This is a genomic window from Polaribacter sp. Z022 (assembly GCF_023555495.1).
In the GTDB taxonomy this organism is placed as follows: Bacteria; Bacteroidota; Bacteroidia; order Flavobacteriales; family Flavobacteriaceae; genus Polaribacter.
In genome coordinates this window covers 248,157-262,115 of the sequence record NZ_JALCZO010000004.1, presented here as the reverse complement: position 1 = coordinate 262,115, position 13,959 = coordinate 248,157, and the positions used below count along the sequence as shown (strand labels likewise).

7 protein-coding genes are annotated in these 13,959 nt (G+C 30.5%); 1 reads left to right on the top strand and 6 read right to left on the bottom strand.

The genetic code is table 11. From position 1 onward, the window contains the following. Nucleotides 1-188: 188 nt before the first annotated feature. Complete coding sequence (gene ppdK, locus MPF13_RS10850; protein ID WP_249982542.1) at nucleotides 189-2,918, top strand: pyruvate, phosphate dikinase; 2,730 nt, start codon at nucleotides 189-191, stop codon at nucleotides 2,916-2,918. 59 nt (nucleotides 2,919-2,977) lie between these two features. Here the strand turns inward: ppdK and MPF13_RS10845 are convergent, their stop codons facing one another. The 6 genes from MPF13_RS10845 to MPF13_RS15695 form a co-directional block, all read right to left on the bottom strand. Next, the gene (locus tag MPF13_RS10845) at nucleotides 2,978-4,198 is read right to left on the bottom strand and encodes a threonine/serine exporter family protein (RefSeq protein WP_249982541.1); all 1,221 of its coding nucleotides are present in this window, start codon (nucleotides 4,196-4,198) and stop codon (nucleotides 2,978-2,980) included. A gap of 86 nt (nucleotides 4,199-4,284) precedes the next feature. After that, a complete protein-coding gene (gene purL, locus MPF13_RS10840; protein ID WP_249982540.1) occupies nucleotides 4,285-7,962 on the bottom strand; it encodes a phosphoribosylformylglycinamidine synthase in 3,678 nt (1,225 codons plus the stop codon). 169 nt (nucleotides 7,963-8,131) lie between these two features. Beyond that, nucleotides 8,132-10,213, bottom strand: a complete 2,082-nt coding sequence (locus MPF13_RS10835) for an endonuclease (RefSeq protein ID WP_249982539.1) — start codon at nucleotides 10,211-10,213, stop codon at nucleotides 8,132-8,134. A gap of 99 nt (nucleotides 10,214-10,312) precedes the next feature. Next, entirely contained in the window at nucleotides 10,313-12,415 is a 2,103-nt protein-coding gene (locus MPF13_RS10830) for an endonuclease (RefSeq protein ID WP_249982538.1), read from the bottom strand. Nucleotides 12,416-12,494: 79 nt separating this feature from the next. Beyond that, complete coding sequence (locus MPF13_RS10825; protein WP_249982537.1) at nucleotides 12,495-13,706, bottom strand: RsmB/NOP family class I SAM-dependent RNA methyltransferase; 1,212 nt, start codon at nucleotides 13,704-13,706, stop codon at nucleotides 12,495-12,497. A gap of 91 nt (nucleotides 13,707-13,797) precedes the next feature. Next, nucleotides 13,798-13,956: an Fjoh_0651 family PID-CTERM protein gene (locus MPF13_RS15695; RefSeq protein WP_502924353.1), complete on the bottom strand. Its 159-nt coding sequence runs from the start codon at nucleotides 13,954-13,956 to the stop codon at nucleotides 13,798-13,800. Nucleotides 13,957-13,959: the final 3 nt, after the last annotated feature.

The window sequence follows — 13,959 nt, the reverse complement described above, 5'->3', positions numbered from 1 at the left end:
ACAGTTGAAATTTAACTGTTTTTTGTCATCATAAATTATAATTTTTCACACTTTGTTTAGCAGAATTACTTTTCTGTTGTTTATAATGTAAAACACTCATATTATGATTTTTATCAGAGTTTTTTAGTTGTTTAAAAGCTACTTTTAGAGAAGCTTATTAGGGAGCAGTATTTTTAAATAAACATATTATGGAAGTATTACAAGAAGTAAAACCCCGTGTATATAAATTTGGGGATAAACAAGCTGATGGAAACAGCACAATGAAAAACTTATTAGGAGGTAAAGGAGCTAATTTAGCTGAAATGAGTTCTATAGGAATTCCTGTTCCTCCTGGATTTACAATAACAACAGAAGTTTGTACAGAGTACAATTCTTTAGGTGAAGAAACAGCTATAAACTTGATACAAAAAGAGGTTGAAGAGTCTGTAGCTAATATTGAAAATTTAATGGGAACAATATTCGGAGATAAAGAAAATCCACTTTTGGTTTCTGTACGTTCTGGAGCAAGAGTTTCTATGCCAGGAATGATGGATACTGTTTTAAATTTAGGAATGAATGATGAAGTTGTTTTAGGTTTAGCAAAGAAAACCAAAAATGAACAGTTTGCTTGGGATTCTTATCGTCGTTTTATACAAATGTATGGTGGTGTTGTTTTAGGTATGAAACCTGCTTCTAAAGAAGATATTGATCCTTTTGAAGAAATAATGGAGAATCTTAAAGAAAAAAGAAAAATTGAGTTAGATACAGAGTTTACAATTCAAGATTTAAAAGATTTAGTGTTCGATTTTAAAGCTGCTGTTAAAAAAAGAACGGGTCTAGATTTTCCAACAAATCCTTGGGACCAACTTTGGGGTGCAGTTATCGCTGTTTTTAATAGTTGGAATGGTGATAGAGCTATTTATTATAGAAAAATGAATGGTTATCCTTCAGAATGGGGAACAGCTGTAAACGTACAAGCCATGGTTTATGGTAATATGGGAGAAAATTCTGGTACAGGAGTTTGTTTTACAAGAGATGCAGGTACAGGAGAAAATGTTTTTAATGGAGAGTATTTAATTAACGCTCAAGGAGAAGATGTTGTTGCAGGAGTAAGAACTCCCCAACAAATTACTAAATTAGGTTCTCAAAGATGGGCAGAATTAGCAAAAGTAGAAGAAGAAGAAAGAATAGAAAAATATCCTTCTTTAGAAGAATTAATGCCTTCAATTTTTAATGAATTAAATTCATATCAAGATATATTAGAAAAGCACTACAGAGATATGCAAGATATGGAGTTTACTATGCAAGATGGTAAACTTTGGATATTACAAACCAGAAATGGTAAACGTACTGGTGCAGCAATGGTAAAAATTGCAATGGATTTACTAAAAGAAGGTATGATTGATGAAAAAGAAGCTTTATTATTAGTAGAACCAAATAAATTAGATGAATTATTACATCCAATATTTGATTCTAAAGCATTAAAAAATGCAAATGTAATTGCTCAAGGTTTGCCAGCTTCTCCTGGAGCTGCTACTGGTAAAATAGTGTTTTTTGCTGATGAAGCAGATAAATACAAGAGTAGTATTTTAGTAAGAATAGAAACTTCTCCTGAAGATTTAGAAGGAATGAATATTGCAAAAGGAATTTTAACAGCAAGAGGAGGAATGACATCTCATGCTGCTGTGGTTGCTAGAGGAATGGGAAAATGTTGTATTTCTGGTGCAGGAGCATTAAAAATAAATTATAAAACAAGAACCTTAACTGTAGATGGACATGAATATCATGATGGAGATTGGATATCATTAAATGGTTCTACAGGTAATATTATTGAAGGTAAAGTTGCAACAATGGAGCCAGAATTAAGTGGTGAATTTGCAGAATTAATGAAACTGTCAGACAAGTATTCAATAATGAAAGTAAGAACCAATGCAGATAGCCCTAAAGATGCAAAAGTTGCTAGAAGTTTTGGTGCGCAAGGTATTGGTTTAACAAGAACTGAACATATGTTTTTTGAATTAGACAGAATTAAAGCTATGAGAGAAATGATTTTAGCTGAAACTGTTAAAGGAAGAAAACAAGCTTTAGAAGATTTATTACCTATGCAACGTGAAGATTTTGAAGGAATTTTTGAAGCAATGGAAGGTTATGCAGTAACTATTCGTTTGTTAGATCCACCACTGCATGAGTTTGTGCCTCATCAATTAGCTACTCAAAAAGATTTAGCAGAAGAAATGCATATTTCTTTACAAGCCGTTAAAAATAAAGTAGCAGAATTAGAAGAATTTAATCCTATGTTAGGGCATAGAGGTTGTAGATTAGGAAATACATACCCAGAGATTACAGAAATGCAAACTCGTGCAATTATTGAAGCTGCATTAAATTTAAAAGAAAGAGGTATTATATGTAAACCAGAAATTATGGTTCCATTAATTGGTACTGTAAACGAATTTGAGTTTCAAGAAAAAATAATTAGAACAACAGCAGCTACTATTTTTAAAGAAAGAAATAATACTGTAGATTATTTAGTTGGAACAATGATAGAAATTCCTAGAGCAGCTTTAATGGCAGATATTATTGCAGAAAAAGCAGATTTTTTCTCTTTTGGTACAAATGATTTAACGCAAATGACATTTGGTTATTCTAGAGATGATGCAGGTAAGTTTTTACCTACTTATTTAGAAAAAGGAATTTTAAAAGTAGATCCTTTTGAAGTTTTAGATCAAGAAGGAGTAGGGCAATTAGTAAAAATTGGAACAGAAAGAGGTAGGTCTACAAAACCAAATTTAAAAGTTGGTATCTGTGGTGAACATGGAGGAGAACCTAGTTCTGTAGAATTTTGTTATAGTGTTGGTATGGATTATGTAAGTTGTTCTCCATATAGAGTGCCAATTGCAAGATTGGTTTCTGCTCAAGCAACTTTAAGGTCAATAAAATAATTTTTTTAGAAATAGATTAAAAAAAATCCAGAAGTTTAAAGCTTCTGGATTTTTTAATTTTATTTATTTTCTGTTGTTCCTATATTAGATTTACCTTTAAAAGTACCAGCAAAGAGTAGTCCTCCAATAATTCCCATTAAAATAAATGCAACTTGTTCAAATAAGTTTCCAGAACCTGCTGCAGAAGAATGTAAAAACGAATTACTTAATCCCATAAACGATTTGCTTCCTGGTACAAGTAAAATAATTCCTTGAGTTAAATATACAGTTCTAGGAGTTTTTGAAATTATACCAAATAAACGACTTAAACCAACTACAGCTAAAGTTCCTATAAATGTACTTACCATTATTCCGTATTCAGAAAGAATTAACGTAATATAAAATGCTGAAGCACCTGTTAAAAGTCCTAGTAAACGTTCTTTTTTTCTAACTTGAAATATAGGGAAAAGTGTTAAAGAAAATACAGGGACAGCACAAAACATTGTCCATTTAGGTAAATCTGAAACATGATTAGATAAATTAATATCTATTAAAGAAGACATAAGTCCTAAACCTAGTAATACCCCAAAAAACTGTTTAAATAATGAAATAATTGAATCAAAAAGTTTAGCTCCTCCAGAAACAAGATTTTTTGATGTAATTTCTTCTAAAGCAGTTGTAATTGCTAAACCTGGAATAAAAATTATGATGGATGCTAAAATTGTTAATCCAATATTTAAATCAGGAAAAACTATTGCTAAAAGACAACTTATAATAGTTACTATTAAAGCACTAAAAGCTTCAAAAATGTTTTCTAAATATTTAGATTTTGTAGATAAAAATAATAAAAGATAAATTAAGGCACCTAAAAGTAAAGAAAATCCAAAAGAAACCAAATTTGTTCCTATTAATAGACTAAAACTTCCTGCAGAAAAAGCATAAGCTAAAATAAGAGAGAAGTGATTTACCTTTTTTGTTTTAGCATGAATTTTATTTAATTCTTCATCTATAGAATCTCTATTAATTTTTGAAGCGATTACTTTGTTTGTTAGTTCAGAAATTCTTGATAAAGCCCCTAAGTTTAATACTCCAGGAGGAATACATTCTATATAATTATAAGACTCTTCATCATCATAAAATGCATAATTTATCCAAGTAGGAAAATCCATAAAACTTCCCTTTAGACCTTGTGTTTTAGCTACTCTAGTTAGATAAGATTGAATTCTATAAGATGGAATTCCGTAAATATGAAGTGCTTTCCCCAATTCAACGATAAAACGATATTTCTTTGGAACTTTCATAAAAAAAGTAATAAAATGTTTCTATTATTTGAGCAAAAAAAAGAGGACTTTTTAAAGCCCTCTTTTAAATTTAATTTAAATCGACTTTATTTTGTTAACCAGTTTTTAGCATTTACAAATGCTTCTAACCACGGAGTTACTTCATCTTGCCTATTAGAAGGGTAATTTGCCCAATTCCATTGAAAAGTAGAGCGCTCTATATGTGGCATAGTTACTAAATGTCTACCAGTTTTATCACACATCATAGCTGTGTTAAAATCTGATCCATTTGGGTTATTTGGATATCCTTCATAACCATATTTAGCAACAATATTGTAGTTTTCTTCAGTTTCTGGTAAATTAAATTTTCCTTCTCCATGAGAAATCCAAACACCTAATTCTGTTCCTGCTAAAGATGATAACATTACAGAGTTATTTTCTTGGATTTTTACAGAAGTAAATGAACTTTCATGTTTTTTAGAATCGTTATGAACCATTTTTCCATGAACTTCATGTTCAGGATTTATAAGGTCTAATTCCATCCAAAGTTGACAACCATTACAAATACCAACAGATAAAGTATCTTCTCTTTTAAAGAAGTTTTTTAAAGCTGTATTTGCTTTTTCATTGTATTTAAATGCTCCTGCCCAACCTTTTGCAGATCCTAAAACATCAGAATTAGAAAAACCACCAACAGCACCAATAAACTGAATGTCTTCTAAAGTTTCACGACCAGAAATTAAATCGGTCATGTGTACATCTTTAACATCAAAACCAGCTAAATACATAGCATTAGCCATTTCACGTTCTGAATTTGAACCTTTTTCTCTGATGATTGCAGCTTTTGGCTTCTCAACTTCGCTCGAAATGACAGGTAGTTTTCCTGTAAAGTTTTTAGGGAACGTGTATTGTAAAGGTTGCTTTTTATAATTATCAAATCTGTCTTGAGCTAAATTGTTAGCAGTTTGTTTTTGATCTAATAAGAAAGAAGTTTTATACCAAACATCTCTTAGTTCTGTAACATCAAAAGAGAAATTATCTTCATTATTTTTGATGTTTACTTTTCCTGAATTATTTGCAGTTCCAATATTGAAAAACTCAATATTATTATCAGCTAAAACACTTTCTACTGAAGCATCTGCTTGAAAAACAATTCCTGAGTTTTCAGCGAATAAAACTTTAATTGAATCTTCTTCGTTTAATGAAGAAATATCAAAATCTGCTCCTAAATTTACATCAGCAAAACACATTTCTAACAAAGTAGTAATGAATCCACCAGAAGCAATATCATGTCCTGCAGTAATTTTATTAGCTTTAATTAATTCTTGAATTGTATTAAAAGTGTTTTTTACAAAAGCAGTATTTGTAACATCTGGAGCTTCATTTCCAATGGCATTTAATGCTTGATTGAAAGAGCTTCCCCCTAATTTAAAATCATCTTGAGAAATATTGATGTAGTAAATGTTACCACCATCAACTTGTAAAACAGGCTCTACAACTTTACTAATTTCATTACAGTTTCCAGCTGCAGAAATAATTACAGTTCCTGGAGAAATTACATCTCCATCAGGATATTTTTGTTTCATTGATAAAGAATCTTTTCCTGTTGGAACATTGATTCCTAAATCAATAGAAAATTCTGAAACGGCTTTTACAGCTTTATATAAACGCGCATCTTCACCTTCATTTTTACAAGGCCACATCCAGTTTGCAGACAATGAAATTGAAGCTAAATTATCTTTTAAAGGTGCCCAAATAATATTAGTTAAACTTTCTGTAATTGCATTTCTACTTCCAGCCTCTGGATTGATTAATGCAGAAATAGGAGAATGTCCAATTGAAGTTGCTATACCTTCTTTACCATTATAATCTAAAGCCATTACACCCAAGTTATTTAACGGAATTTGTAATGGACCTACACATTGTTGTTTGGCAACTTTACCACCAACACATCTGTCTACTTTATTTGTTAACCAATCTTTACAAGCCACAGCTTCTAACTGTAAAACTTGCTCTAAATAGATTTTTAAATTTTTGGTTTTATAACGAGGATTCTTATATTTTCTAACAACAGTTTTGTCTGTCATTATTGTTTTTGGAGATGAACCAAACATGTCTTCTAAAGCTAAATCCATAGGTTTTTCACCTGTAGTTTTAGACTCGAAAGTAAATCTGTCATTTCCTGTGACTTCACCAACATCGTATATAGGAGAACGTTCTCTGTCAGCAATTTTATGTAAAGTTTCTAAATGTTTATCAGCAATTACTAATCCCATTCTTTCTTGAGATTCGTTACCAATAATTTCTTTTGCAGATAGAGTAGGGTCACCAACTGGTAAATTATCTAGATCAATTTTTCCACCTGTATCTTCTACCAATTCAGATAAACAATTTAAGTGTCCACCTGCACCATGATCGTGAATAGAAACAATAAAGTTTTCATCACTTTCTACCATTCCACGAACTGCATTTGCAGCACGTTTTTGCATTTCTGGATTTGAACGTTGAACAGCATTTAATTCAATTCCTGAAGCAAATTCACCTGTGTCAGCAGATGAAACAGCAGCACCACCCATTCCAATTCTATAGTTTTCTCCACCAAGAATTACAATTTTATCTCCATCTTTTGGCGTATCTTTTAAGGCTTGTTCTGCTTTTCCATAACCAATTCCTCCAGCTTGCATAATTACTTTATCGAAACCTAATTTTCTTGCAGCAGCATCACTAGAAGCAGCATTTTCTTCGTGCTCAAAAGTTAATACAGAACCAACAATTAAAGGTTGACCAAATTTGTTTCCAAAATCTGATGCTCCATTTGAGGCTTTAATTAAAATATCCATTGGAGTTTGGTATAACCAATCTCTTGCTTCAAATTTTTGCTCCCAAGGACGTTTTTCTTCTAAACGAGAATATGAAGTCATGTAAACAGCTGTTCCTGCTAAAGGTAAAGAACCTTTACCACCAGCAAGTCTATCTCTAATTTCTCCTCCAGAACCAGTTGCAGCTCCATTAAAAGGCTCTACAGTAGTTGGAAAGTTATGAGTTTCTGCTTTTAATGAAATTACAGATTCAAATTCTTTAGTTTCATAAAAATCTGGTTTGTCTGCACTTTTTGGTGCAAATTGTTCCACCTTAGGTCCTTTTACAAACGCAACATTGTCTTTATATGCAGAAACAATATCGTTAGGATTTTGTTTTGATGTTTCTTTAATTAATTTAAATAAAGAAGTTGGCATTTCTTCTCCATCAATTACAAAAGTTCCATTAAATATTTTATGACGACAGTGTTCTGAGTTTACTTGACTAAAGCCAAAAACCTCAGAATCAGTTAGTTTTCTTCCTGTTTTTTCTGCAACACCTTCTAAATAAGCAACTTCTTCATCACTTAAAGATAATCCTTCTTGATTATTGTATGTAGCTATGTCATCAATCTCTAAAATAGCTTCTGGTTGAATATCAATAGAAAATGATTCTTGATTTAATTCATTGAATTTTTCTGAAATCATAGGGTCAAAGTCAGAAAAATCTTTCGTAGAAGCAGTAAATTCTTCAATTCTAATAATGTCTGAAATCCCCATGTTTTGAGTGATTTCTACAGCATTTGTACTCCAAGGAGTAATCATTGCTGCTCTAGGACCTACAAAAAAAGCATCTAAAGTTGTTTGGTCTATTTTTGGTTGATTACCAAATAACCAAGTTAGTTTAGAAATAGTTTCTGTAGTTAATTCTTTTGTTGTTTGAACAGCGAAAACTTTGCTGTTTTTGTTTCCAAAGAAATGAATCATTTTTAGGTTTTGTTTGCGTGTTGTTGTAAAAATGCAAAAATACCCTTTTTCAAATTAAAAATTAAGATTAATCTTATTGAAATTTAATAGTTATTCACGTGTTTATTAACCAAAAAAAAAGGCACTTAATTTATTAAGTGCCTGTTGTAATAAATAGATTAAAAAATAATTATTTTCTAATTAATTTTTTAGCAATTGATTGATTTGTAGAGTTAATTTTTAATAAATAAACCCCTTTGGCTAATTTAGAAACATCAATACTATTGTTTTTGGTATTTACTTTTTCTGTTTTAATTAATTTTCCTAAAACATTATATACATTAATATTTAATTCTGTATTTAATTTAAAATATACTTTATTTCCATTTACTGGATTTGGATAAATTTTAAAATTAATAAATTCAGAATTTTTTAAACTTGCAGTATTAGAATATTTACCTATACCATCATAAGTTTCAATTTCAAATTCATCCCATTCACTTGATGTAAATGTTGTATTTGGGCTTGTAATGGTTAATTTTCTTCTTAATGTCATGTCTTCATAGTTTTTTGCAGTAACATTTAATACCCCAATAATATCTACAAGAACATCATTTTTAAATAATCCTACTGGGTCATTTCCATTAAAGTTGATTGGAGCTCCATAGTTAGAACCTAGAGGAGCTACCATATCTGCTTCATTTACTAAAGTTGAATCATCAGCATCAGGATGGATGATTACAAATACATCATTTACATTAATAGTACCACTAAGAGCTAGTTCATTTACCCAAGAACCAGCACCATTTGATTGTTTTTTAATACTGTAACTAGATAAATCTATTGCGTTATCTGTTAAGTTTACAATTTCAATAGCTTTATTATTAGTTTTTCCTTCTACATATTCTGAAAAGAATAATTCTGAAGTACTACTGCTTCCATCTGTAGTTGTAGCATTTACTGCTGTAGATTTTGAAGATTTATTATTTTCAGAATCTTTTGCTAATACCTCTATACTATAGGTAGTAGAGTTTGTTAGATTGGAAGTTGAATATGTTGTAGTAGCTGTAGATCCGTCTAAACTACCATCAACATAAACATCATAACCAACCACTGCTGCATTATCTGTTGAAGCAGTCCAATTAACTTTAAAACTTGTACCTGTAATATTTGTTATTGTAATATTTGTTGGTACTGATGGAGCTGTTGTATCTTGTAAAGTAGTAGCGTTAACTGCACTAGATTGATTTGATTTGTTGTTTGCAGCATCTTTAGCGGAAACAGTAATTGCAATTGTAGTGTTTGGATTTAAGTTGTTAATTTTATAAGAAGTTGTATTAGAATTTCCGTTTAAAACTCCATCAACATAAATATCATATCCTACAACTGCTGTATCATCTGTAGAAGCAGACCAAGAAACATCTACAGTGGTAATTGTAGGGTTACTAGTTGAAATATTTGTAGGAACAGTAGGTGCTTGATTGTCATTAGAAGTATATATACCCCAAAAATCTTCTGCTTCTGGACCTCCCCAGATTCTTGTAGCTAAATAAGCATTGTCTATAAAAGGATTTCTGTTTCCTTGAGCATAAGTTTGGTTAGAATCATGATACGTATTTCTTTGTCTTTCAAAGTCAGAAACAGGATCTTCAGCATTCCATTCTAGAAACAAATCAATCATATCATCTGGAGTAGAAGCAGTGCTTCCAATACCTACATTATTTGGTTTACACTGATTACCATAGCGTAAATACATATACATCATCATTCTTGCAATATCACCTTTCCATTCATCACCAGGATACCATCCACCAGAAACATTACCAGCATTACCAGAACCATCTGCAAATTTTAAACTTCCTCTTTGGCTATTGAAACTAACATCTGAAGGTCTTAAGTGATGTGCATCTGCACCTGGACCAGAAGTACCTAAATTGGGGTTTCCTAAAGATTTGGCATACGTATGTTCTCTGTTCCAATCACCTTGACCACCACCATTTTGATTAACACCTCTTGTTCTTGCTGTGGTTCCAGAAGTTGAATATCCATAAATTAATAGAACTTCTGAACTATTTTCTGGGTTTAAGTCTGTTTTTTGTAATGCACTCCAACCATAAGATAATGTGTTGGTGTGAGCATTTATGGTTTTTGTAGCTAAATTATCTTTTAAAATTAAACCTGTAGCAGTTAAATCTACATCATTATAATAAGATTCTTGAGCTGATACTAATACTGTTAAAAATAAAGATAAGAATAGTAATTTTTTTTTCATATTGAGTTGAGTTTTTAGGGGGAATAAAAATTAATTTTTGATGAACTTTGTTGAATAAATTTTATTTTCAATTTCAAATTTAAGAATATAAATTCCTTTTTATAAATTATTTAAATTAATTTCTTTATTGAACTTTTGAATTGAAATAATTTGTTTTCCAAGAGCATTTATAATACTAATATTATTGATTTTTAAGTTAGAATTATTTTGAATGAATAATTTATTTTGAGCAGGGTTTGGATAAAATTGTACTTTATTGTCAATGTAATTATCAGTGGAAAGTACAATTGCACTATGTTTACCAAAATCATCTACTATGTTTTTAGAGTAAATATCCCATTCATTATCAATATCAAAAGCAGTGTTAGGTTGTGAAACTCCTTTTTTTCTTCTTAAAGTTTTATCTTTTGCAAAGTTTGTTGAGCCACCATTGTAAGTACCAATAATATCTATTAATACTCCATTTTTAAATAAACCTACAGGGTCATTACCGTTAAAGTTTATAGGAGCTCCAAAATTTGTGTTTCCATCATGAACTCTTATATAATCTGCATTATCAATTAAAAATTTCCCTGCTATGGCAACATTAGGATCTGAAGTAGAAGAAGATTCTCCTGAAGCTTCATTTGCAATAGCATAAACATCTTGAGTTTTTATAATACCAGTTAATTGGAGTTCCCACTCCCAATCTGCTCCATTTAAACCACCATTAGATTGCCTTTGAATACTATAGGCACTTAAATTTATATCTGCATTAGTTAAGTTTACAATTTCTAAAGCTTTAATATTAGAAGAACCTTCAATATATTCTGAAAAGAATAATTCATTAGCTGTTGTTGTAGAACCATTTGTAGTTGTTGCATTTACACTGGTACTTAAATCAGATTTATTGTCTTTTGCATCTTTTGCTAAAATTTGTACACTATATGTTGTAGAATTGGTAAGGTTTGCAACAGTATAAGTAGTTTCTGAAGTAGTGTATAAATTTGTTCCATCTATATAAATATCATAACCAGTTACAGCAGTATTATCTGTAGAAGCATCCCAAGAAATTTTAAAAGATTCACCTGTTTCATTACTAATTATAATATTTGTAGGTATTGTTGGTGCCTCAGAATCTGCTAAAGTTGTTGCGTTTATAGCAACACTTTGTGCTGATAAATTATTAGCAATATCTTTTGCTAATACAGTAAAAGCATAATTAGTATCAGAATTTAAACCTGTTACTTTGGTGTTTGTTGTAGTTGTATTTACAATTAAATATCCATCAACAAAAACATCATAACTAGTAGTTTTTGTATTATCTGTAGAAGCATCCCAAGAAATATCTACAGAAAAAGTTGTAATGTTTGTAATTGAAATATTTGTTGGAATAGAAGGTGCTTCTGTATCATTATTTGTATAAATTCCCCATGTATCTTCTGCTTTTGTACCTCCCCAAATTCTTGTTGCTAAAATAGGGTTATCTATAAAAGGATTTCTATTTCCTTGCGCATTTTGATTTGATGTATTTTCATGATACGTATTTCTTTGTCTTTCAAAATCTGAAACAGGATCTTCTACATTCCATTGTAAAAATAAATCTATCATATCATCTGGAGTAGAAGCGTTGTTACCAATACCAATATTAGTCATTAAACATCTGTCTCCATATCTTACATACATATACATCATCATTCTAGCAACATCTCCTTTCCATTCATCTCCAGGATACCAACCTCCATTAGCTTGTGCTCCAGAATTTCCAGAACCAGAAGTAAATTTTCTATTATTTCTTGAAGAGTTTCTTTGAGTATCTGCAGGTCTTAAATGATGTGCATCTGAACCAGGACCAGAGTCTGATAAAGGAGGAACACCTAAAGATTGAGAAAAAACATGCTCTCTATTCCAATCACCAACAGAACCGCTATTGCTATTAATACCACGTTCTCTATCATTAGTAGCATCTGAATCTGTACCGTTTTCGAAACCATAAATTAATAAAACTTCTTGAGCATTATTAGGGTTAACATCAGTTGCTTTGCTTGCATCCCAAATTTGGTCATAAGATAAAAATTGAGAATGAGTACTAATAATTTTAGTAGCTAATTCGTCTTTTAAAGTTAAACCAGTTAAGTTTAGGTCAACATCACTATAATAGTTTTGTTGCGCAAACGCATTTGTAGTAATAATAATTACCAATAAAGAGAGTAATCTTTTCATCATAACAATAAATTATAAGTTGAAACGATTTCTTTTTCAATATCATTAAACTCTTATACTAGCAATTATATATAAAAGTTTATTTTCTTTCTAATAAAGCCATATAAAATCCGTCAAAACCAGAAATATGGGCTAATACTTTTTTATCTGAAACAAAGGTAAACTCTTTTCCGAATTCTGATGTTAAGAAAGTATTAACTTGATCTTGATTTTCTGAAGGTAAAATAGAACATGTTGCATACACTAATTTTCCTCCTGGTTTTACCATTTTAGAATATTGTTGTAAAACTTCTTGTTGTACTTTTTTAATATTATCTATAAATTCTGGTTGTAATTTCCATTTAGAATCTGGATTTCTACGAATAACACCTAAACCAGAACAAGGAGCATCAATTAAAACTCTATCTGCTTTTCCATGTAATTTTTTAATAGGTTTTGTAGAATCTATTACACGCATATCTATATTATGTGCTTTATTTCTTTTTGCTCTAACTTTTAATTTACGTAGTTTACTTTCGTAAATATCCATAGCTATAACCTGACCTTTATTTTGCATTAAAGCAGAAAGATGTAATGTTTTACCACCAGCTCCAGCACAAGTATCTACAACTTTCATACCTGGTTTTACATCACAATAAGCAGCAACTAATTGAGAGGAAGCATCTTGAACTTCGAAATAACCATTATGAAAAGCTTCTGTTCTAAAAACATTGGCTCTTTCTGGTAAAACTAAAGCGTCTGGATGATTTGGTACAAACTCTGTAATTACATTTTCTGACCTTAATTTCTTTTGAAGAACTTCTCTAGAAATATTTAGAGTATTTGTTCTTAAAATTACTTTAGCTTGTTGGTTTAATGCAGCGATTTCTTTAGTCCAAACTTCTTCACCTAATTCTGAAGCACAAAGTTCATCCATCCAATCTGGAATTGATTCTCTAAATTTTCTAGTTTTAGATAATTCTGCAAAACGACCTTTTATTCTTCTTTCTGGTACATCACCAATTTGATTCCAATCTGGTAATGCAATTCCTCTTAAAATACACCAAACAGAAAATAATCTCCAAATATTATCTCTATCAAATGGAGCTTTTACTTCAGCAATTTCTGCATATAGTCTATTCCATCTTACGATATCATAAATAGTTTCAGCAACAAATTTACGATCTCTTGCACCCCAACGTTTATCTCTTTTTAAGGCTTTTTCTACAGCTTTATCTGCATAAACACCTTCATTAAATATATCTCTAATGCTATCAATAACAGCAAATGTTAAGTTTCTGTGTAGTCTCATTTTTTATTATAATGGGGAGCAAATGTACGAAATCTACCTTTGTTTTTTGCTTAAGTAGATTTTATTTAAAGTTATAATTATATTCAATAATTTAAAGGATATACTTTAAATTTTTTCCTTTTTTATACACTATTACAAAGCTTGCATAAATTATAGCAAGTATTAACAATATAATAATATTATTATCTACAGGTAGTCCTGGGGGTGGAGGTGGGGGAGCAGGAGGAGGTACTATTTGTAATAAAGCCATTTT